This is a genomic window from Vibrio sp. Isolate23 (assembly GCF_022398095.1).
Lineage (GTDB): Bacteria > Pseudomonadota > Gammaproteobacteria > Enterobacterales > Vibrionaceae > Vibrio > Vibrio coralliilyticus_A.
Genome location: NZ_JAKEUV010000001.1, coordinates 690,661 through 712,666 on the forward strand (window position 1 = coordinate 690,661; position 22,006 = coordinate 712,666).

At 44.2% G+C, this 22,006-nt stretch carries 25 protein-coding genes; 11 read left to right on the forward strand and 14 right to left on the reverse strand.

Annotation, left to right across the window (positions count from 1 at the left end; all coding sequences use genetic code 11):
* Positions 1 to 199: 199 nt before the first annotated feature.
* Positions 200 to 853 carry a DUF2057 family protein gene (locus L1D31_RS03020; protein ID WP_239835605.1) on the forward strand — a complete coding sequence of 218 codons (654 nt, stop codon included), beginning with the start codon at positions 200 to 202 and terminating at the stop codon, positions 851 to 853.
* Between the two features lie 29 nt (positions 854 to 882).
* On the opposite strand, the gene L1D31_RS03025 is transcribed toward L1D31_RS03020, so the two are convergent.
* On the reverse strand, positions 883 to 2,160 hold the full coding sequence (locus L1D31_RS03025; protein ID WP_239835606.1) for an HD domain-containing protein: 1,278 nt from the start codon (positions 2,158 to 2,160) through the stop codon (positions 883 to 885).
* A gap of 229 nt (positions 2,161 to 2,389) precedes the next feature.
* Here L1D31_RS03025 and L1D31_RS03030 point away from each other — a divergent pair, with 229 nt between their 5' ends.
* The 4 genes from L1D31_RS03030 to L1D31_RS03045 all read left to right on the forward strand — a co-directional run bounded on the left by L1D31_RS03030 (position 2,390) and on the right by L1D31_RS03045 (position 4,504).
* The gene (locus tag L1D31_RS03030; RefSeq protein ID WP_239835607.1) at positions 2,390 to 2,932 is read left to right on the forward strand and encodes a GNAT family protein; all 543 of its coding nucleotides are present in this window, start codon (positions 2,390 to 2,392) and stop codon (positions 2,930 to 2,932) included.
* A gap of 95 nt (positions 2,933 to 3,027) precedes the next feature.
* Positions 3,028 to 3,456, forward strand: coding sequence for a hypothetical protein (locus L1D31_RS03035; protein WP_239835608.1), 429 nt, complete (start codon positions 3,028 to 3,030; stop codon positions 3,454 to 3,456).
* The gene (locus tag L1D31_RS03040) at positions 3,453 to 4,052 is read left to right on the forward strand and encodes an SCO family protein (protein WP_239835609.1); all 600 of its coding nucleotides are present in this window, start codon (positions 3,453 to 3,455) and stop codon (positions 4,050 to 4,052) included. The genes L1D31_RS03035 and L1D31_RS03040 overlap by 4 nt, the downstream gene beginning before the upstream one ends.
* Positions 4,052 to 4,504, forward strand: a complete 453-nt coding sequence (locus L1D31_RS03045) for a copper chaperone PCu(A)C (RefSeq protein ID WP_239835610.1) — start codon at positions 4,052 to 4,054, stop codon at positions 4,502 to 4,504. The genes L1D31_RS03040 and L1D31_RS03045 overlap by 1 nt, the downstream gene beginning before the upstream one ends.
* A gap of 48 nt (positions 4,505 to 4,552) precedes the next feature.
* On the opposite strand, the gene L1D31_RS03050 is transcribed toward L1D31_RS03045, so the two are convergent.
* The 4 genes from L1D31_RS03050 to L1D31_RS03065 form a co-directional block, all read right to left on the reverse strand.
* Positions 4,553 to 5,506: a LysR family transcriptional regulator gene (locus L1D31_RS03050; protein ID WP_239835611.1), complete on the reverse strand. Its 954-nt coding sequence runs from the start codon at positions 5,504 to 5,506 to the stop codon at positions 4,553 to 4,555.
* Between the two features lie 9 nt (positions 5,507 to 5,515).
* Complete coding sequence (locus L1D31_RS03055) at positions 5,516 to 5,974, reverse strand: YaiI/YqxD family protein (protein ID WP_006960182.1); 459 nt, start codon at positions 5,972 to 5,974, stop codon at positions 5,516 to 5,518.
* 63 nt (positions 5,975 to 6,037) lie between these two features.
* Positions 6,038 to 6,358, reverse strand: coding sequence for a heavy metal-binding domain-containing protein (locus L1D31_RS03060; RefSeq protein ID WP_019276990.1), 321 nt, complete (start codon positions 6,356 to 6,358; stop codon positions 6,038 to 6,040).
* Positions 6,359 to 6,436: 78 nt separating this feature from the next.
* On the reverse strand, positions 6,437 to 7,318 hold the full coding sequence (locus L1D31_RS03065) for a LysR substrate-binding domain-containing protein (RefSeq protein WP_239835612.1): 882 nt from the start codon (positions 7,316 to 7,318) through the stop codon (positions 6,437 to 6,439).
* A 122-nt stretch (positions 7,319 to 7,440) separates the two neighbouring features.
* On the opposite strand from L1D31_RS03065, the gene L1D31_RS03070 reads away from it, so the two are divergent.
* Positions 7,441 to 8,628: an MFS transporter gene (locus tag L1D31_RS03070; protein WP_239835613.1), complete on the forward strand. Its 1,188-nt coding sequence runs from the start codon at positions 7,441 to 7,443 to the stop codon at positions 8,626 to 8,628.
* Positions 8,629 to 8,724: 96 nt separating this feature from the next.
* On the opposite strand, the gene L1D31_RS03075 is transcribed toward L1D31_RS03070, so the two are convergent.
* Positions 8,725 to 9,486, reverse strand: a complete 762-nt coding sequence (locus L1D31_RS03075; RefSeq protein WP_239835614.1) for a DeoR/GlpR family DNA-binding transcription regulator — start codon at positions 9,484 to 9,486, stop codon at positions 8,725 to 8,727.
* An 8-nt stretch (positions 9,487 to 9,494) separates the two neighbouring features.
* Positions 9,495 to 10,199, reverse strand: coding sequence for a glycerophosphodiester phosphodiesterase family protein (locus L1D31_RS03080; protein WP_239835615.1), 705 nt, complete (start codon positions 10,197 to 10,199; stop codon positions 9,495 to 9,497).
* Positions 10,200 to 10,473: 274 nt separating this feature from the next.
* Between L1D31_RS03080 and L1D31_RS03085 the strand changes: the two genes are divergently transcribed.
* The 4 genes from L1D31_RS03085 (at position 10,474) to L1D31_RS03100 (ending at position 14,174) form a co-directional block, all read left to right on the forward strand.
* Positions 10,474 to 11,490: a C4-dicarboxylate TRAP transporter substrate-binding protein gene (locus L1D31_RS03085; protein ID WP_006960162.1), complete on the forward strand. Its 1,017-nt coding sequence runs from the start codon at positions 10,474 to 10,476 to the stop codon at positions 11,488 to 11,490.
* 101 nt (positions 11,491 to 11,591) lie between these two features.
* Positions 11,592 to 12,056, forward strand: a complete 465-nt coding sequence (locus L1D31_RS03090) for a TRAP transporter small permease (protein ID WP_019277198.1) — start codon at positions 11,592 to 11,594, stop codon at positions 12,054 to 12,056.
* Positions 12,057 to 12,065: 9 nt separating this feature from the next.
* Positions 12,066 to 13,349, forward strand: coding sequence for a TRAP transporter large permease (locus tag L1D31_RS03095; RefSeq protein WP_006960159.1), 1,284 nt, complete (start codon positions 12,066 to 12,068; stop codon positions 13,347 to 13,349).
* A 33-nt stretch (positions 13,350 to 13,382) separates the two neighbouring features.
* Entirely contained in the window at positions 13,383 to 14,174 is a 792-nt protein-coding gene (locus tag L1D31_RS03100; RefSeq protein WP_239835616.1) for an HAD-IIB family hydrolase, read from the forward strand.
* Between the two features lie 102 nt (positions 14,175 to 14,276).
* Here L1D31_RS03100 and L1D31_RS03105 read toward each other — a convergent pair whose 3' ends face one another.
* The 7 genes from L1D31_RS03105 to L1D31_RS03135 form a co-directional block, all read right to left on the reverse strand.
* A complete protein-coding gene (locus L1D31_RS03105) occupies positions 14,277 to 14,729 on the reverse strand; it encodes a hypothetical protein (RefSeq protein WP_239835617.1) in 453 nt (150 codons plus the stop codon).
* Positions 14,730 to 14,966: 237 nt separating this feature from the next.
* On the reverse strand, positions 14,967 to 15,212 hold the full coding sequence (locus L1D31_RS03110) for a DUF465 domain-containing protein (RefSeq protein WP_239835618.1): 246 nt from the start codon (positions 15,210 to 15,212) through the stop codon (positions 14,967 to 14,969).
* Positions 15,213 to 15,383: 171 nt separating this feature from the next.
* Positions 15,384 to 16,283, reverse strand: a complete 900-nt coding sequence (locus L1D31_RS03115; protein WP_239835619.1) for a hypothetical protein — start codon at positions 16,281 to 16,283, stop codon at positions 15,384 to 15,386.
* Between the two features lie 10 nt (positions 16,284 to 16,293).
* The gene (locus L1D31_RS03120; RefSeq protein ID WP_239835620.1) at positions 16,294 to 17,082 is read right to left on the reverse strand and encodes an acetolactate decarboxylase; all 789 of its coding nucleotides are present in this window, start codon (positions 17,080 to 17,082) and stop codon (positions 16,294 to 16,296) included.
* A complete protein-coding gene (locus L1D31_RS03125) occupies positions 17,079 to 18,281 on the reverse strand; it encodes a multidrug effflux MFS transporter (RefSeq protein WP_275666043.1) in 1,203 nt (400 codons plus the stop codon). The genes L1D31_RS03120 and L1D31_RS03125 overlap by 4 nt, the downstream gene beginning before the upstream one ends.
* Before the next feature lie 5 nt (positions 18,282 to 18,286).
* The gene (locus L1D31_RS03130) at positions 18,287 to 20,020 is read right to left on the reverse strand and encodes a thiamine pyrophosphate-binding protein (protein WP_275666044.1); all 1,734 of its coding nucleotides are present in this window, start codon (positions 20,018 to 20,020) and stop codon (positions 18,287 to 18,289) included.
* Positions 20,020 to 20,634: a LuxR C-terminal-related transcriptional regulator gene (locus tag L1D31_RS03135; RefSeq protein ID WP_239835623.1), complete on the reverse strand. Its 615-nt coding sequence runs from the start codon at positions 20,632 to 20,634 to the stop codon at positions 20,020 to 20,022. Before L1D31_RS03135 ends, L1D31_RS03130 begins: the two co-directional genes overlap by 1 nt.
* A 433-nt stretch (positions 20,635 to 21,067) precedes the next feature.
* On the opposite strand from L1D31_RS03135, the gene L1D31_RS03140 reads away from it, so the two are divergent.
* Entirely contained in the window at positions 21,068 to 21,958 is an 891-nt protein-coding gene (locus L1D31_RS03140) for an N-acetylmuramidase family protein (protein WP_239835624.1), read from the forward strand.
* The last annotated feature ends 48 nt before the right edge of the window (positions 21,959 to 22,006 follow it).

Sequence of the window (22,006 nt, forward strand, 5' to 3'; positions counted from 1 at the left end):
AGCCGAACATTCATAAACCTAAAAGGCCTTATTTAAAGTTCGTCACGGGCACCTCTCACACTCTAGTTCGAATAACTAAGACATTTATCATCATTAAAAGTTAAGTTTCCGTGAAATCTTATCACTTTGACATTCATCTAATTGAAACCTATTAACTTGCTAGGCAAAGTATTGGTAACCAAACCAAATGGATCAAGTCATGAAAATCAGTACAACATTATTGGCTGCAACAGCACTGAGCCTCAGTGCGATGGCAGCGGCCGAAGTCACGATTACCGTCCCTGAAACAGTGGACGTCTTGGTTGCAAATGATGCCAAACCAGAATTGTCTGGCGGTTTCTTTTCGGCGAATAAAACACTGACTCTGCCAAATGGTGAGAACCAAATCTTATTCCGCTATCAACCGTACTTCACTCAAGGTAATGACCGAATTATTCTTGAAAGCGACCCTATCATTGCCACTTTTAATACCAGTGATACAGAGCTGACGTTCGACATGCCGAAATACCGTGATCACCACGAAGGTGAGAAGAAAATTAAAGATGTAGACTGGCAACTGACGACAGAAAACGGCAACCCGCTTGCCGTCACTCAGGACAAGCTTATAAAAGATGGAATGCAAATAGGGCGTAACTTCCAAATTGAGCTAGCTGATTACAACCGTCGTGGTGGTGTGGCTGCGGTTTCAGCCGCCGCAATAGGCGCAGCAGTCCAGCCAGTTCATCTACCCGCTCAAGTGACGAAGGAAGGCGTCAAAGGCGATTCCACAGCGGAAGAGATGCTGCATTTCTGGTACAACAAAGCCGATGCAGAAACACAAGCACGCTTCAAACAGTTCTTGCTGGAAAAGTAATCAAGCTCAATAAGCCAAAGGCCTGCGCATTAAGCGCTGGCTTTTTCTATGGCAGGGTGACCTGTAGAAATCTGATAACACTCCAGTTCATTCTCCATCAGGCATTCAAACACTACCGCATCAAGTTTACCGTCATCCACCAACCCCTGAAGAATTTGCATTGTTTCATTAAGCAAGACCCCTTGTCGATAGGGGCGAGATTGCGTCAAAGCCTGAAATACATCGGCAATAGCAACAATACGACTGGGTTGATCCAACTCTTTGGCCGTCTTCCCTAAAGGATACCCTGAACCATCAAGCCTTTCATGATGGTTTGAAGCCCAATCAATTACTTGACTGGAACGAAACATGTTCGTTAATGCATGGCGAGTATCCGTCGCATGACGCTTGATACAGGCGTATTCTTCATCGGTCAACTCTGCAGGTTTATGCAAAATAGCCACTGGAGTTTTCAGCTTGCCAATATCATGCACCAAACCAGCCAAATACAACATACGTTGCGCTTTCGTCGAATACCCCAATTGTTTACCTAGAAATGAGGTTAACTCTGCAACATGTCGAGAATGCTGGAATGTGAAAGTACTTTTGGCATCGACAATCTGGGCAAAAAATTCTGCCACCGCAATCGTGTCTTCCAACCCCAAACACGATGAAAAGAAAGGTATGGAAGGAAAGCGGCTTGCCATGGTTTCTATATAACGAGATTCCATAGAAAACCAGAAGTCGTCATTATCGATCAATTCACACATATGTTGAACCATATTCGGCTCAAATAAAGTACCAACATTTGCGGTGAGTTCACCAATAATCGACCGCTTATTATTTTCAGTGATATTGCCGTATTGATCCGGGTAAAAACGTGAGTAGAGATAGTCGACTCGATCGGAAATAAATAGCAGCCCAGCAAGCTGTTTATCCGTTTCAGACAGTCTGTCTTCACAGCTCAGATGTTGCCATTGAGTATGGTGATACAAAACCGGCAGAGCAAAAACAGCTAAAGGTGGACAAACACTCAGCAACCCATGTCCTTTAATACAGTGCTTCTTTGTGTTCTTCGGAGCCATTGACTCGAACAGATAGGTCAATTCATCAGACTGTGAAACACCGCAGTCATGAATCAACCCCAGAGAAAAAGCGAGTTGAGATAGCTCTTCCTCCCACCCCATTCGTTTAGCACATTGATAAGCAATGTACCCAACTCGGTAACCATGGTTGATATCATCAATTCCAACGTCATCGAGGGCTGAAGCGATTTCAAATAGCACCTGACGTAAATCTACGCTTACGTTATCAAGCGATTCATCCATTCGTATTAACCTAACTGACTAATTTTTCTTATTTTAGATTTATAAGGCTAAACGATTTCGTTTCATAAAAACCATAAATTCATTAAGACTATTTATATAATTGTGATTTGTATAACGTCTTGGGCGAACTTCGTGCTACATGAAAAATGTTTTTGCAACAAGTGTTTATGGTCATACCAGTCATTCTCTGTTAAGTTAACCTTTCATATTCAACTTGTTTAGGTTCCTTATGTTCATAATCTCTATCGACTCTGAACTCGAACTCGCTCTTGTCCAGGAATCATTTGCCACTCAGTACAGCGAATTAGTATCCAATCAAACAGAATACTTATCAAAATGGTTAGCTTGGCCTCCCTACTGCCAGTCTGAGCAGGACTTCCGTATGTTCGTTCAGCGTGTATTACATGAATATGCAGAAGGGAAATCAATGACGTGCGCAATTCTCTACAATCATGAAATTGTGGGTAACTGCAGTTTTAACACCATTAATCACGATACTAAAACCGTCGAAATTGGTTACTGGCTATCGCAACACCAGCAAGGCAAAGGCATCATTACGCGCGTGGTGAACAAACTGATTGATATTGCATTTAATGAGTACCAGATGGAGAAAGTCCAGCTATCTGCCGCCAAAGACAACCTACCGAGCCGACAAGTCGCCGAGCGAGTAGGTATGACCCTAGAGGGTATCATCACCAATAAGGAAAAAGTTGGAGATCGAATTCTGGATCATGCCATTTATGGGATTCACCGCCACAATGTTCATCATTGAGTAGATTGATTCCAAGCACAGATTTATTGGTTGACTGAGGTATTTAGTCTCGCTTGGTGATAGGATTGCGGCTTTAAAACCAAAGAGAGAACACCGTGTCTTCATTGCTAAAGCTGCTCTTAGTCGTTTTAACGCTGGGTGTAGGCTTCTTCGCCGGTGACCTATACCAATGGTTTCAAAGCCGTTCTCAAGTCAAACCTTTGTCAGAATACTGCTTACTCACCACTCAAGCTTGTGAAAGCGATAATGTTCGTATAAAAGTTGATCGCGACATCAGTCAGCCACTGGTACCTACCGAAATCGTCGTAGACTGGCCCGAAGCTCAACAAGAAAGCCTGTTGCTGACTTTGGAAGGCTACGAGATGGAAATGGGTACCGCCGTATTTAAACTCAATAAAAGCTCAACAGGCCAGTTTACAGGCCAGGTTATTCTGCCGGTATGTACGACTGATGCCATGACTTGGGTTGGCGAACTCACTGATGGCCAAAACAGTGTGAGCACCTCGATTAGGATGGAACAATGAGTAAGAACTGGTCTTTAATTTTAGTTGCCGCGTTTGCACTTGGCTTTGGCGTGAAAGCGTATCTGGATTCACAGCCAACGGCCGAGGCTCCTGCTGCAACCAGTAAAGAAGTCGTCCTGTTCGGTGAAAATGACGAACCGGTCAAAATCTTCGATCAACAAGACTCTCGCGTACGTGTTGTTTACTTTGGCTTCACACGTTGCCCAGATGTCTGCCCAACATCATTAGCCATGCTAGCTGGTGCACTGAATCAGGTGGACGAAAGTGTTAAGTCTAAATTCAGACCTATGTTTGTCTCACTCGACCCAGAGCGTGACGCGGCAGCGGATTCTTACAAGTACGCACAATATTTTCATCCAATGATTGAAGGACTATCAGCTCCACTCGATATCACAACGCCTCTAGCACATAAATATGGCGTTATTTTCCGCAAGACCCAATTAGAAAACTCAGAGCTTAAGTATACGCTCGACCACAGCTCCTATTTCTACTTCCTAAAACCAGATGGCACATTAATTACTAAAGTGCCACACACGCTGACACCAGCTCCTTTGGTTGAAGCGATGAAAACACTTACGTCACAAGGAAACTCGTAATGAAGTTAAAAGCCCTTATTTTAGCGTCCATTGCTCTGAGCCAACTTGCTCACGCGGCTTCAGACGTCATGCTATCCCATACCTATGCGCGTGCGACTCCACCGAGTGCAGCCACCAGTGCGGTATTCACGGAAATCATGAACCACAGCGCAAAAGACCGCGTTATCGTATCAGCCAGTACAGACGCTGCAGGCAAAGTAGAGCTGCATGATGTGATTAAAGAGGGCGATGTAATGAAAATGCGTCAAATCGATCAAATTACTGTGCCAGCCAATGGCATGGTTGAGCTAAAACCAGGTAGCCTGCACATTATGCTATTTGACTTGAAAAAGCCGCTGGTCGAAGGTGAGAGCATTGATGTGAAACTGACCTTTGCAAACGGTGAAGAACAGACCGTCTCAGCACCTATCAAGAAGGTCATGAGTGGAATGAGCCACAAACATCATCACTAAGTTTTGTTGATTAGCCCGGCCTTCGCCGGGCTTTTTATTGTTCACTCTTTAGCGAGTTGGATAGAGCTGAGCAAAGTTGTCCACCTGCTTTTCCCAGATGGGTGGTGTGCCAATATGCGCCTGCACCGCAGATATAAACTCTCTAACCAGTGCCGTTTGTTTACGATGCGGGTACAAGGCGTACAGGGCAAGGCCTCGATTACATAGAGTGTAATGCGTCAGGATCGGCTTTAGATTCATCTCGGCAACTGGGCGGTATAGGTTGGAAGAGGAAATCATGGCATAGCCAAGCCCATCTTGGACGGCCACTAACAAAGTCAGCACATCATTGACCTTGTATTTACCCGTCATTTTGTGATTTATGAACGTACTGCCACCCGGTGCTTCACTAATACGTGCCGTATCTACGGTTAATGGCCCATTACTATAGACGACAGAAGGCAAGCTCATTAGCTCGTCCGGCGTCTGAGGTTCTCCGTGCTGCTCGATAAAGCTTTCAGACGCCAGAATCACCGGTCTGATATCAGCGATTTTCTTCGCAATCAAACTCGAATCTTCTAGCCGACCAAGACGAAATGCGACATCAAAGTGATCAGAAATAATATCTGAACGTTTATCATCCATTTGCAGGTTAATTTCCACCTCAGGATAACTGCGCATAAATTGCGTAATCACGGGCTGAAGGTAGTGCTGGCCAATATGCAAAGGTGCGGTAATGCGTATGCGTCCTTTCGGCCTTGCCTGATAAGAGTCTGCGATGGAGTGAACATGCCCTAAAGTCCCAACCAGATTATGTGCCTGCTCGAGAATTTCTTCACCCGCTGGCGTTAGGGAAAAGGAGCGCGTTGAGCGATTAAGAAGCTGCACACCCAGCTCTACTTCCAGTTTTTTGATCTGTTTTGACAACGATGAGTTGTCCATATTGTGTAAGGTTGCAGCTTTGGTAAAGGAGCCTTGCTGCACCACATCAATAAACAGCGCTAACTGGTTAACCAAGGACATCCACTCCTCCTATTTTTGCGCCCTTTGCCACTGCACTAACCATTTGTCTAAATGGTTAGCAAATTGCTGTCGATCCGCTTGGTTTAGCGGTGCTGGGCCGCCCGTTTGGACACCACTACTGCGCATGGTTTCCATAAAATCACGAATATTAAGGCGTGATTTTATGTTCTCTTTGGTGAACTGCTCCCCACGAGAACTCAACACGTGGCCGCCTTTGGTGATGATCTCATCGGCCAATGGGATATCGCTGGTGATCACCAGATCGCCAGCTTCACAGCGCTGAACAATCTCATTATCTGCGACGTCAAAGCCAGCCTGAACTTGTAGCATGGTGACTTTTGGAGAAGCAGGAGTACGGATAAACTGGTTAGCCACTAGAGTGACTTCCACGCCAGTGCGCTCAGAGGCTCGAAAAAGAATGTCTCTGATAACTACCGGACACGCGTCTGCATCAACCCAAATTTTCATCTATTACTTTCCTAAATCTGCAATTGGCGCCATTACACCGCAAAAGCGCCTTGCTGAATAGCCTTATTTGAATTTCACCGCGGTACCACTGACGCTCACCATCATCATGCTGCCGCCACTGCCAATGACTTCGTAATCAATGTCGATGCCGACGATGCCATCGGCACCCAGCTCACGTGCTCGCTCTTCCATTTCAGCAAAAGCTATCTCACGAGCTCGGCCCATCTCTCTTTCATAGGCGCCAGAGCGGCCACCGACGACATCTCGAATTGCGCCGAACATATCTTTAAAAATGTTTGCTCCTAAGATAGCTTCACCGACCACAACGCCCAAATAATCTTGTACAGGTCGGCCTTCAACTACTGAAGTTGTTGTTTTAATCATAATCTTTCTCCTTTTGAATCACTGTTATCCATATTAGCAGTGGGGTTAGTCAAACACTGAGCTCACAAACTAATCTTGCTACAAGGTTAACTTCGGCTGAATAAAGTCGATAAACGCGGAGATTCGCCGTGCCACTGCTGAAGATTTGTAGTACACAGCACTGACCTGCTCTCGACCGGTATCAAGACGCTTAGCATCATCAAGCAAAGATACCAGCCTACCTTGTTTAATATCTTCGCGAACCATAAAGCCAGACAAACAGGCAATACCATTAGATGCCAATGCCAACTGCCGAACCGTTTCACCATTACTCGACGTGATATCTGGCTCTATGGCATCAGCTCCTTTTAGCGGCCATTGGTTAAGCACTTTAGGTGATGTAAAACCTATCAATTGATGCGACTGTAGTTCTGACGTTGTGCGGGGCACACCAGCAGATTCCAGATACAGGGGAGAAGCAACGATGAAGAGCTCACTTTTACCTAGTGGACGTGCATGCAATGTTGAATCTTTTAGTTGTCCAATACGGATAGCGACATCGGTGCGCTGCTCGAGCAAATCAACAAAACCTTCGTTAGAGGTTATTTCCAACTCAATCTCTGGATAAGTATCTTTGAATGACTGTATCAGCGGTACAAGCTGATGGAAAACAAATGGACTGGCGGCATCCACTCGTAACTTACCTCTAGGACGTTCGCTTCCAGAAATCAGCTCTTCTTCAGCCTGATGAATAATGTGAAGGCCCTTACGCACAGAGTCAACAAAAGACCTACCTTCTTGGGTTAACTCTACCCGCCTTGTTGTTCGGTTCAATATTGAAACACCCAGCTGTTTCTCCACCTTGCTTACCGCACGTGAAATTCTGGCAACTTGTATGTTTAACATTTCAGCTGCCGCCGAAAACCCGCCGCTATCGACAACCGCGAGTAGCATTTCTAACTCATATGAACTTGTGCGCATTTCTTCGTCCATTAAATTCAATTACCTTTATTTATAGCAAAAGTAATTTGATAAAATCACCATTTTTAACAAATAAAAGATTTTCAATAATGGCGGCCACGACATCATTATTGGAATTTATTATGCCAATTGCACTTTTTGCTTTAACCCTCAGTGCCTTTGCTATCGGCACTACTGAGTTTGTTATCGTCGGATTGATTCCGACCATGGCAAGCGACCTTGCAGTATCCCTACCTTCCGCTGGCTTATTGGTTAGCTTATATGCGCTTGGCGTGGCAATTGGAGCTCCTGTCATAACTGCGCTTACTGGCAACTGGCCAAGAAAAAAGGTCCTATTGTCCGTAATGAGCTTGTTTGTTTTAGGGAATGTACTCGCGTGGCAAGCTCAGAGTTATGAAACTCTGATCATCGCTCGTATCCTGACCGGACTGGCTCATGGTGTTTTCTTTTCCATCGGTTCTACTGTTGCGACAGGACTGGTCAGCAAAGAAAAAGCCGCCAGCGCTATCGCGATCATGTTTACAGGCCTTACCATTGCTTTGGTCACCGGTGTTCCTCTTGGCACCTATATCGGGCAAGCATTTGGATGGCAGGCGACATTTCTCACCGTGGCTATTCTTGGCGTCATTGCCTTGCTTGGCAGTGCCCTGTTAATCCCTGCCCACCTCAAACAGCCACCAGCAACCAAAATTTCAGCCCAGCTAAAGGTTCTTACTGAACCTAGGTTGCTACTGGTTCATGCGATTACGGCACTTGGATATGGAGGCACTTTTACTGCTTTCACTTATCTCGCCCCTATACTGGAAAACGTTTCTGGATTTAGCTCTGGGACCATAGGGTTAATCATGTTGGTGTATGGTGTTTCGGTTGCCATTGGCAATATCTGGGGAGGCAAAATGGCCGATAAACTTGGACCTGTCAAAGCACTGACCGCCATTTTTATTGGTCTTGCGATGATACTGCTTGTCTTCAACCTTGCTGCTTACCATCCTGTTAGTGCTGTTATTACGATTCTAATCTGGGGGGTATTCGCCTTTGGTAACGTCCCTGGGTTGCAAGTTTACGTGGTTAATCTGGCAGAAAAACATACGCCTGATGCGGTTGATGTCGCCTCTGGACTTAACATAGCGGCGTTTAACGTCGGCATCGCTTTGGGCTCGTGGGGAGGAGGATTAATCGTTGCACAGAATGGCCTAATGAATACACCTTGGGTCGGCGCTTTGATTGTCATCATTGCCCTACTTCTCACCCAATTCAGCGGTTTGCTCGATAAGCGTGAAGCAACATGTCAGGGCGCAGAAGTAAACTGAAGTCGCTTCCCTTCCATGTATAGGCATATCTATTAATAATAGTCGATAAACAGGGCTAGCATTTAGGCGTACGTTCTTGAAATACCGGAAGAGTTCTTATTCTTTGCTTGGCGATAGAGCACTTGGAATGACTTTAACATTCAACTCATTGGGTAGGTGATCTTTATTGGTGTAAATACGCTCAAAGTGAGCAAGAGGCGCAACCTTGATCGCAGTAGTGCGCTCCCATTTAGTGGCATCAGCTACCAGCCAAGTTTGGCGACTGTTGCGCATGATGGATTGAGACAAGTCCGATTCTAACTGCTCATGCTCCATTGCGAAGTGACTGCTTGTCACCGATGCACAACCGCATAGGCCGATATCGGCTTCAAAGCCCTCGAAGAAGTTGACCACACTGCTCCCCACCAGATCTTGATGCTCACGGCGAAACAGGCCGCCGGCAAGGTAGACTTCAATGTTCTGATTGGCTTCTAAGATTTTCGCGACTTGCAGGTTGTTGGTAACGACGCGCAAGGTAGTTTTCCCCAATAGAAACTGAGCAATGCGCGTAACCGTAGTACCAATACCAATCATCACGGTCGCACCATCTGGAATGGCTTCCGCGACCGCCATGGCGATGTCATCTTTGGTGGTCGACTCCACCTCTGAACGAAAGCGATAGCTGGTGTTTGTTAAGGTAGCAGGCAAACTGATCCCACCGTGAACTCGACGCGCTAGCCCTTGCTCGCACAAGTTGTTTACATCGCGCCGAATGGTTTGCGTGGTCACTGAAAACAACTCGGCTAACTGGTCGATCTGAACATCCTGATCCACTTTAAGGGTCGCGAGAATCTGTTTTTGGCGTTGGTTCAGTTCCATAGTTCCTACTAAAATTCGTTTGGCTTATCCGTGATGATGTAATCCACACCCAAATCGTAAAACGCCTGTGCTTTGTCTGGCGCATTCAACGTCCAGATCTTTAACACCAAACCCGCGTTTTTAATCGACTTCGCAATCTTAGCATCAAGAATTTTGTGATCAATGTGGATGCTGAACAAGTCCAAGTCTTGCAACGACTCTAGGCTAAAGTCATTCCACACTTCGCAGATGAACCCACGTCTTACTTCCGGTATCTGCGCTCGGCAAATGGCCAGTGCCTCTTTGCTAAAACTTGATAAAAGCAGCTTATCCAACGGGTAGTTTTTCTGCTTCACTACCTTAACCACTTGCTCTACCAGAGTGTCGATGGTTTTGTCATCGTAGGTTTTCAACTCAAGGTTCAGCGTGAGCCCGAGATCGACACATTTATCCAACGCCTCTTCGAGAGTGGGAATGGATACTCCTTCGAACGATGCGCCGAACCAACTCCCTGCATCGAGTGCTTTAAGCGCCTTAGTATCAAGGTCTGATACTTTACCTTTGCCGTTGGTACAACGATCAACCGTCTTATCGTGAATGATAACTGGAACGTTGTCGGCGCTGAGTTGGGTGTCGATTTCTACCCATAGGGCACCTGACTGAGCAGCGTGTTCAATGCTCACCAAAGTATTCTCTGGTGCTAACGATGCCGCACCGCGATGGCCTGTAATCATAGTGTACCCTCAATGTTCATTTGAAAACCAAGCGACAATAGATTGGTTTTATTACAGTTTTATTATTTATAACGATCTATCCGTTAATTTAGCTGAAAAGCGACATCAGCGGCAATGGCTGATGTCGCTAAACAATTGTGAGATCTCATTCAAAATATGTTCATATTAATAATGAAAATGTTCATATGAGTGTAATAATTCACTCGCATACTCTACAAATATTACATATCACTCTCTAATTTTTATAAAACAGCCATCAATAAGGTACTGACAAATGAAAAAGCTATTAGGTGCGGTAATTACAGCGGCAGCGCTACTTTTAGTAGGTTGTGGTGAATCGAAAAAGCCTGAAGCTGAGGCGACTGCTGATCCAATCAACATCAACATGAGCCTGGTATTTACGCAAAATGAGTTACTGACCAAGGAGCTCATTAAGGCGACAGACAAAATCCGTGAACGTACTGACGGTTCAGTGAACATCAAAGTATTCCCAGGCGGGCAGCTACCTGTATACAAAGATAACCTAGAGCAAGTTGTAAACGGTGCAAACTGGATCGCGGTCGAAGATTTAACCTACCTCGGTGACTACGTGCCAGACTTCGCGGCGCTTGCTGGGCCAATGCTTTACAACACGTACGATGAATACCTAGCAATGATGGACACAGAGTTTGTCGCTGGGCTAAAAGCGAAAGCAGAAGAAAAAGGCATTAAAGTACTGAATGCAGATTACATGTTCGGCTTCCGCCACATGATCACCAACAAAGAGATCGTGAACTCTGCAGATATGAAAGGCATGCGTATTCGCGTACCACAGAGCCAACTGTTCATTAGCACGCTATCTGCGATGGGCGCAGCACCAGCTTCTCTGCCATTCCCAGAAACTTACGCGGGTGTTCAGCAAGGTGTGGTTGACGGTCTGGAAGGTTCTATTCTGACGATGTACTCGACTAAGATCTATGAAGTCGCGAAGAACATGTCACTCACTAAGCACTTCCTTGGCACAGTCGGCATCTATATTTCTCCTAAGTTATGGGACAAGTTCACTCCAGAGCAGCAGCAAATCATTAACGAAGAGCTGGAAGCGGGCGCGATTTCAAACACCTCTGAGCTGGTCAAGCTAGATACGGAATACACCCAAAAGCTGGAAGAACTTGGCGTAACGTTTAACGAAGTCAACTCTGAAGAGTTCAACCAGCTAACGGCTGATGTCTACAACCAGTTCCCTGAATGGAGCGAAGGCATCCACGCTAAGATCATGCAAGAGCTAGAAACGATTCGTGCGGCTCAATAACTCACAAAACACTGACTAACCTAGATGCGGCTTGATGTTTTTCAGGCCGCATTGTTCGTAAATTATCTATGGTTAATAGGTAATTTTCCGGAGACGATTTTTTGTTTTTACTAAGAAATATTGAAGAGATCCTCGCTTCGATTGCTATTTCAATCACAGTACTGGTTGTGATTGTGAACGTGGTTTTACGTTACGGGTTTGGCTTTGTCGTCCCTTGGAGCGAAGAGCTGTCTGTCATCTGCTTTATCTGGGCGGTGTACTTAGGTATCAGCTCTTGTTACAAGCACAAGCTGCATATGGGCGTCGACGTCATGGTCGCTATGCTGCCAAGCAAAGCAAAACCTGCATTTAAGCTCGGTGTGTCTGTGTTCTTACTGGCCCTCAATATCTTGATGGCGATTCTGAGCTATCAATACCTGATGCTTTCCAACAAAGTCACGCCTGTAATGGGCTTATCGTACTTCGCCATTAACGGCGTACTGGTACTTTGTTTTGTTCTTATGGCTATTCACACAGTGAAGTTCATTGTGGATGACGTCGCGTTACTTAAGCGTTCACATAAATAGGTTCTGTCGATGGAAAGCTATCTGCCAATCATCATTCTATTTGTCCTTTTTCTGCTCAATATTCCCATTGCTTTTTCACTGATCGCCTCATCGATGGTCTACTTCTTATTCATCAATGATTCGATTCCCGTAAGCTTGGTCATGCAGCGTTTTATAAGCTCCGCTGAATCTTTCCCGCTGCTAGCGATACCGTTTTTCATTATGGTCGGCTCGGTCATGAACTACGCCGGGATCAGCCGAAGCCTGCTGGCCTTTGCCGATTCTATGATTGGTCACAAAACAGGTGGCCTGGCACAGGTTAACGTAGCATTAAGCACTCTAATGGGCGGCATCTCGGGTTCTGCCAACGCTGATGCTGCGATGCAGTCGAAAATACTAGCGCCAGAAATGACCAAACGCGGTTATGACCTACCCTTTACCGCGGCGGTAACCGCGGCTTCTTCAAGTATTAGCCCAGTGATTCCGCCAGGCATCAACCTGATTATTTTTGCGTTGCTCGCCAATGTTTCTGTTCATCAGATGTTTATTGCGGGCTATGTGCCAGCGCTTCTGATGGCGGCTTCACTGATGCTGACCATCGCGTTTATCGCCCGCAAACGTAAGTACAAGCCATCTCGTTCAGAGCCTGCAACAGCGAAAGAGCGTTTCCATTACTTCCTGAAAGCGGTGCCTGCATTATTGATTCCTTTCGGCATCATTTTGGGAATGCGCTTTGGCTTATTTACACCGACTGAGGCAGGAGCGATTGCGGTTCTACTCTGCATCATCATTGGCGCATTTGTGTATCGCGAGCTTGGCTTCAAACACATTCCAATGATCATGCGTGAAACGGTTCAAGGCACCAGTAGCGTCATGTTCATCATTATTGGTGCCATGGTGTTTGGTTACTACATGACGCTGGAGCAAATCCCACACAATGTGGCCTCAGCGCTGATTGAACTGACAGACAACAAACTGGTATTGCTGCTACTCATTAACGCTCTGCTGTTGGTCGTAGGGATGTTTATTGAAGGTGGCGCGGCGATGATCATCCTCACGCCATTGCTACTGCCAGCCGTACTGAATTTGGGCGTCAACCCAGTTCACTTCGGCATCATTGTCATTGTAAACATCATGATTGGGGGTGTGACACCGCCATTTGGTTCAATGATGTTCACCGTATGTTCCATCCTAAAGGTACGTATGGTTGATTTTGTACGAGAAGTGGCGCCACTGCTGTTGGCTCTACTGACGGTGTTGATGCTGCTGACTTTCTCAGAAAGCTTAGTGATGTTTTTGCCGAATTTACTTTAACACGATGTATTGAAAGAGTTTTGAGGTGTAAAAATGAATTCGGTAACGAATGATTTAAACCAAAACTGGAAACAGGTCGACTGGGTACTGACAGATGTCGATGACACCCTAACTTGGGAAGGCCGTTTGCCGCCAGAGACCTTAATCGCGCTACAAAAATTAAGAGACTCAGGCAAGAAAGTGGTTGCTGTAACTGGCGCTTGTGCGGGTTGGTGTGACCATATTGCCCAGCTTTGGCCTGTGGATGCCGTATTAGGTGAAAACGGCGCATTTATTATGGAAAAGAAAAATGGATTTCTTACCTTACGCTCTGGTGTTTCTCTTGAAGCTATCCGCGACGACCAGACAAAGCTAAAAGCGCAGGTTGAAGACATCCTACGTGACTACCCAGATTTGTCACTAACGCTGGATCAATCTTATCGTTTGTGTGAAGTGGCGATTGATATCGGCCAGAACCGCCCCCGTGTAGACGAAGCCGTGATCGAAGAAATTGTCGCTAAGATTCATGCTTTAGGTGCCCACGCCACCGCCAGCTCGATTCACATTAATGCATGGTATGGCGAGCACTCGAAAAAGGCGACAGCCACAGCATTCCTTACCGAGAAAGGCCTGTCTAGCCAAGAGATCACAACGCGCGCCTGTTATGTCGGTGACTCAATGAACGACCAGCACATGTTTGAAATTATGCCAAACAGTGTTGGGGTCGCGAATATTAAACACTATTGGGATCGATTGGCGTTTCATCCTTCGGTCCTAATGACAGAGCCAGGCGGCTACGGTTTTGCGCAGTTTACTGAAAAGTTGCTAGCACTCAATACTCAGTAAGCAGTTAAGTATTTAGCCCTCAAGTGCAACCTGTTAATGCCCAGGATATTCAGCTTTTACCATGGAAGGTACTAATCCAACGTAGACCAATCGACCTAGGCTTTATCTATCTTTCAAAAACTGCCTAACAACCCAACTAAAGAAGACAACGAGTGGGACAACTTGAATGAATAATAAGATAGGCTTAGGAAAGAAATAGATCAAAGCAATCAAAATTGATAGAAAAAGAATAATAAGACGCACAACATAACGTGCGTAGTAAGACAAGTCATGCACACCTGCAGCAGTTTGAGGCTCATCAATGAGCCTCAACACAGACTGAATTTTGACCGTTTCGGTGCCACCTTGGGAAGAGTGATATTCTACATCTGTGTATGTTGCATTGTTTGAGCTTTCGACATAAATTACCCCACTCAAATCGTATATCTGCGAAAATGGGTATTTAAGGTCAACAGTGATCCAACTGTCGCATTCGGCTTTAATAATACAAAAATTCTTGATTTGATTTCCTTCTTCTATCTCCTTGTAAACGAGGTCTACAAGCTTTGTAGGCATCTTTGATGCCATGAGAAACTGGAAACACGCGTGGCAAATTCCGCCTCTAGAGGCTAATGCGTTGGGGGCGACAAACTTATAGCACTTATTGCAAGTAAATATGCCCATAACTGAAGGCCTAATTCGGAATTACCTCGTCTTACGATAATTCTAGAACAGTACCTTGTATATGTTGAATGATGAGACTAGGGGAAGGGAGCTCCCCTAGTCCGGTGCTTTCTGACCTTATTGTGAATATTATCGATGCGCACTAATCAGTCGCTTATGGAGTTGATCTTTCATCACTGCCCGATCATGCTTCATTTTGTGCATTTCTTCATCACTAACAGGAGAGTCCATCATCTCCAATTTGCGGATTTCCTTATCTAGTGAATCGTAGGACTTCATTGCAGCGAGAAAATTTTCATCCATTTTAGCTAATGCTCGAATGGTTTCTTTGTACTGTGGAAACTCATTGAGTAGAGAGTGATCTTCACCTAGCATAACGGCTCCTTTGCTATCTTAGTCGATTTGGTTAGGTTGTTTTTTATACAAACATAGCACCCTTAATTACCCATCGTTGCGATCTCAATCGACAACTTCACTCGGGACTCTATTTTTGACCAAATCTTAACTTTCTCTAACTCTCTTCTCTGTTGTTCACAATGGCATAAATCAAAATGCCCCCAAATAATATACTATGAGGGGGATCGTAATCAGTGATAACAGGGATGATATGACAAGCGCAAGGGATAGTGCGTAGTTTACCTCTTGGCGACATTTACCGCTAAAGCCTAACGTATTGAGTCCAATTGGTAAGCCTGCCAGCAAACATATTTGTTTGGTCATCGTTAGCGAAAATGGGCTTAGGACAACAAAGAAGAAAGCTGGCATTAATACGACCTTTGTTAACGAGATAATAAATGCCGCCTTAATGCCCTGTACATTCAATCGATTAGCTGTTAATCGAGCGCTTAATACCCAAATTGTGCCAAACTGTAATACGTATACCGTCGATGACTTAAGGTATGCGACTTCTACTCCTTGCCATACCTGTAATTTCGATAACACAAAACCAACTAATATTGCCCACGACAAAAGTGGAACATTGGGTAGAGCTCGTTTTACCTTTTTTGCTCCTCGAACAGCCGCAAGCAAAGATGCACACATAAACAGAATGAAGGAGTGAAAAGGAATAATCATATAGATCAGTGAAATGACTGATTCATTACCTAACCACAAAAACAGCGGAACACCAACCAACACTAAATTTGAAAAACTTGTACTGAGCGCAATACTCACCGATTCATTGTGCCCACCGACTCCCAAAAAACGACAGCAACACAGATAAGCCCCCACCATGAATACAACAGCAAGTAGATAGTAAACTCCTGAGTAACTCAGCAATGCTTTAAAGCTTATCTCTCCCAAGGAAACTAAAAACAACATTGCCAACGGAAGGATGCGATTAATGAATAGTGACTCGATAGCTTGACGGTAAGCCAATAGCCACGAAGTATTACTCACACATCCTAGCAGAATGAACACCAGTACCCCGAAGAGTTCCGGACTCATAAGCCACACCTCATCCCTTCCCTCCAGATTCCACATGGTGAATGACCTTATGGTCTACTTTTTCAACCTTGTGGGCCAAAAACTCAGCGTTGTCTGGTAAAACAATACTGAACTTTGAAGCGGCCTGTAATGATAATGATGCCTGATCGATACTAAAATCATACACATGCCCAGCATACTTTCGATCAGTAGATATAAAGTGAATATGGTAACCCGGCACAGTCATTGGATAAGCGAATGTTGGAGATTTAAATACAACCATCGTCCCAGTAATATTTTGATATTCATTCACTTGTTCGTTATCAGCAATAAATTGCTTAAGATCAAGGTCATTATGACCTGCTGGTTTAGTAATGCTTCTTGCCCGCACAAGATTAAAACGCCCTTCTATTCGCATAACATAAAATACATTGTCCGACACTAATCGAGGTTTTAACAAGCGCGTAAAGTGCGCTTTACTATCGACATTCTCAAGGCTAAAAACGGTGTGAGGATAAAAGTTTGACACAATCGAAAACGGTGTTTTCGTGTCTAAAGAAGGTTGCTCAGTATGGCCCTGCCCATCTCGAGTGATAAATACCTCCCCATCCAGAAATACCATTTCTCCTCTAATCCCATTAGCCGTACCAAGTCCAAGGTTACCGTGCTTAACGATCTCTCGATAAGTCGTCGAACCAGTGTAAGCGCCTGTCATGGTCGCACCTGTCACACCAGCTTGGAAGATTTCCCCATGATGATCGAAAGAAAATGCAGGAAGTGCCGTACAATAAGCAAATAATATCGTCAGTATTTGTTTCATACTTCTGCTACCTTCGCGGTCAATTTGTGGATAGTTAGGTAACCCAAAAATGCAACCAATGAAAGAGATAAAATTTCCGCTGCCATTGCTGCAGGAGTGATATCAAAAAAGTACCCCCACATTGATGCGCACAAAGAAGAAAAACCGATCTGTAAGCAACCGACAACAGCAGAAGCACTGCCTGACTTTTCCGCATTCAAGCTAACAGCCGATGAGATCCCTAGGGTTAAAACGATGCCATTTGAAGTCGCAAGCAATGCCATCGGTATTATAAGCTGCACTGCCGCAGTGACGTGAGTAAACTGACAGGTTACAAACAACACTAAAGCCCCGAAGCAAAAAATAACCAACCCTAAAAAGAAGGTACTCTCAATTCCTACCCTGCCAGACATGAACTTACTGATTCGAGAACCAACATAAATCATTAAGGCCAATGGTATATAGAAATATCCGATTTGTTTCTCGGTGTACCCCATATCATGATAAATAAATGAGGCCTGAGTGAGAAAAGTAAACCAAGTACCATATAACATCAAAACACATAGTGTGTATTTCCAAAACTGTCCATTCCCGACTATGGATAGATAGTCTCCAATAATGTCGCTAATCTTATATTCCTTTGAATCAACATTAACATTCGACTCCTTAAAGCTAATGCTAGTGATCGTCAATAAAACCCCTCCGAAAAGAAATATAAAAAGAAAAGAATAACGCCAGCCTAAGTATTCTATAATATACCCGCCAATTAATGGAGCAATAGCAGGTGAAGCCGCGACAAGTGGATAAATGAAGTTATAGACATGTGCAGATTCTTCTCTACTGTATAAATCAGAAATAATGGCTCTTCCTACAACCAAACCGGAACATGCTCCACATGCTTGAATAAATCTAACAATAATAAGTTGTTCAATAGAGTTAGCATAAATGGCAAATATAGAAGCTACTGTGTATATAAAAAATCCGAACAAAATAACAGGTTTTCTACCTAGCCGATCAGAGAGAGGGCCATAGACTAATTGAAATAAGGACAAACCTAACAAATAAACACCAATAGTCAGTTGGACATCATTTACACTTGCATTTAAATCTTTTGCTATTGTATTTAGCCCTGGAATATAAATATCCGATGCGATCAATCCCATCATACTCATCATTGTTAGTATTAATAACAATGTGAAGTTATTATTTAATTTTTTCATAGTTTTTAAAGAAGGTTATTATTATTCTTTGCGTAATAAGTATTAGGTACACACACATCATCTCTGCAGATGACATCAATGAGACAAGGGCGATGGCTGTCAAGTGCTTGCTGATAAACGGAAGGCAGTAAGTCAGGATCACTCACCCGATATGCGGTGAGTCCCAAAGATTCTGCATATTTTTTCCAATCATGCTGAGGTAGTTTTGTCAGCTCTGGCATGAAGCTTTGATGTTTCTGCGTTTCAACATGGATACCACCGTGAGCACTGTTGTTGAGAACAACAAAAACCACAGGGATATCGTACCGGGCAGCCGTTTGGATCTCATTACCGTGCATAAGCATGCAGCCATCACCTGTAATGACAATACTGGTGTATTCAGGTTGAGCTAACTTGGCGGCAACCCCTGCACATATAGCCCAACCCATTGGCGCTGTACTCGCAGAAGTTAAATATTGGTTAGGCTCGTAGCTTTGCCAGTAATGAGCACAAAACACTCTGTGGCTGCCAGAGTCTACAGATACGATACTACTTCTAGGCGCATGAAGACGAAGCTGACAAATAGCCTCTTTCGGATGGATACCATACTCTGAGCTAAACTCATCACACTGAACATGCAGTGGAACAGTGAACAACGTATTTAGCCAAGAGATGTGCGCACACGAGGAATACACTTTTTCAGACTGAACTCTCACCCAAAGCTGATCCAAAAATTCATCGGGGGAGGCATGTATTTTGCGGCTATCTAACGGCAAGTAATACTGCCCTAGTTTCGCTGAGCAACAAAACCATTGTGCGCTTTTCGCCAACTGGTCACTCCAGCATAGTGAGGAACGCTGATCAAAATTAACACCAAACGTAACCACATGATCGAATGCATCGCTCAGCAGTGCTTCCATCGCTCGCTGATGACCCGCAAATCCGAACACCCCTAAGTACATTTTATGATCCTCAGGAAACGTACCCTTTGCATCTAGCGTTACCGCCACTGGAATATCTAATTTCTCAGCAAGCTGAATAACCACTTGCGCACAGCGAGAATTTCTTGCTTCAGGTCCCAATAAAATTAAATTCCTAGCATCCGGTTGGGCGAGTTTATCTGCGACCATCTTAACCAGTTGCGGATTTGCGGAAATGGGATACTGATGAGTTTCAAGAGGTCTAGCCTTTGGATCCAACTTTGCTTTTTGTACATCCAAAGGGAGTTGAATAAAAGCAGGGAGTTTGTTGGGTAAGGCCATTCGTTCAAATGCTTTTGCTAAATAATCAGGAATTCGCTCAGCATGGTTGACTCTGGAGGCCAATCCCGTAACAGTCTGGTAGACCGCTACATCGTTTGTACCTAATGCTGACCCATCCTGAAATGCCCCTTTGGCTTCGTGATGGGTCGCAACATCTCCGCTCAGGGCTAAGATAGGGACACCATCAGCCCACGCTGATGCCACTGCAGGTAATAAATTCATAGCTCCTGGGCTTGATATGGATAACGCAACGCCCACTCCTTGCGTCACTCGAGCATAAGCATCCGCCATATATCCTGCACTGGCTTCATGAGTAACGACGACCGGGTGTATTCCCCTCATATTTGTCATATCTTCCATAAAAGGTTGAACCATTTTTCCTGGAAGCATGAAAATATGCTGGATTCCTTTTTCCTTGAGTGATTCAAGAATATATTTTGATCCCGTTATAACACGTGAAGATATATTTAATTCTTCATTCTTCTTTAAAATACCCATTACTCATTATTAGGCTTATGGAAGCCTCCCTCCTTTAAAATAGTCTCCGGTATCTTATCTTTCAGTCCGAGCTGGAAACCTTTTATAATTAAGTCATGGCTTGAGTCACAATTAAGCTTATTTTTTATTGACACTATATGTGAATCGAATGTTCTTGGTGATATAGACAAGTACTTAGACGCTTCTTGTCTTTTGTATCCATTTAAGAAAAGGAAAGCGACTTCCTTTTCTTTCTTGCTTAAATCTTCAATATTATTTCCATGACTAATCGTGAAACAATTTGTTGAGAACTTAATCATTTCCATCTCATACCGATATTCGAAAATCATTGCATGAGCAATGATTCCTGCAATTTCACCTTTCGAGTCTTCAATTATTTTTTTACGAATATGTAGGTTATGCTTTTTACCCTTACTATCTATGATAGGTTCAAATAAATCGTACTGACTACCTGAAAGTATATCTCTCTCATGAGCTTGATAGATTTCAGAGTATTCCTTCCAAGGCATATCAAAATCAGTCAAGCCTAATATATCCTCGACAGAAGAAAATCCTGACATTTTTAGAAACTGAGAATTGCAAGCAACAAATCGATGTTCTTTGTCTTTAACCAATAAGAATCCTTCATCAAAACCTATTAACGGGTTTGACTGGTAATAATCAAAAATATTAATCGCTGCTCTCCAATAAAATCGACTCTTTATGTGACGATGCAGTCCACCTCAACCCAGCATATAGATTGTAAAATTTTGCCTCACAACAGTTTGCTACTGTTGCGACTCTTACCCAGCGCTTGATGTACTTTATCTTTTAGAGTTGTTAACTTTCAGGTGGATAAATTTACACTTAGTTACATTTTAATAAAATAGAGATGTTCACCATTTTTCATATGAATTGACATCTTTATCGATCTTATGCCGGCAACTCTCGTCAATTTCCCCCATTCATCGGTAGCACCGAAAATTCACTGGCTCCGCCCAATTAGTGATTTCTCAATTCCAGTAGCGTTTGTAGGGATCAATCAAACCAGAATACATGGAGTCAAACATGAGAGAACTCACTTTAACCTCGTCGGTTGGAATTGGCGCAGACAACACACCAGATGACGTACTAAACGTACAAAAAGCTTTGAACCAGTTGAGTGATAAAATTGGCTTAACAGCCCCACTGCAAGAAGATGGTGTTATTCATTCAGAGACTGACCAATCACCAACGTGCCTAGCGATCGCCGCAATGCAAAAAACCATTCTTGGCTTTCATCATCCTGATAGCCGTATCGATGCGAATGGCAAAAGCCACCGCACACTCAATAAAGTTCTGGGGACAGGGCAAAGAACTCTTAGTTCCTTATTCTTGCCAGCGATTGACCCCGTCAAAGGGCTGACTGACGAAGACTATCATGATGCAGCCGAATCTCTGGGTTGTGAAGTCGCCGCGATTAAAGCGGTCTCAGAGGTTGAATCTTCCGGTAGTGGTTTCTTCGAGTCTGGCTTACCTTGCATTTTGTTTGAAGCCCATCAGTTCTCTAAATACAGTGATCGTCGCTTTGATGAATCTCACCCGAACCTCTCATCTCGAAAGTGGGATCGTTCACTCTATGTGGGTGGTGAAAAAGAGTATGACCGCTTGAAACAAGCCATCGACTTGGATAGAACTGCCGCTCTGAAATCAGCCTCTTTCGGCCGTTATCAAATCATGGGCTTTAACCATCAGGCTGCAGGTTATGACGATGTCGAAACGTTCGTTCACGACATGTTCGTTGCTGAACGTCATCACCTGATGGCCTTCGTCAACTTTATTAAGTCAAATTCTAAGCTACACGAAGCAATACAGGCTCTCGACTGGCCAACTTTTGCTCGTTACTACAATGGTCCTGGCTATGCAGAGAACCGCTATGACGAGAAATTGGAGTCCGCTTACCAGACTCATTCAGCGTAACAGCTTGCGCAGGGTAACCTGCGCAAATTTCACTTAGGCGCAGAAAGG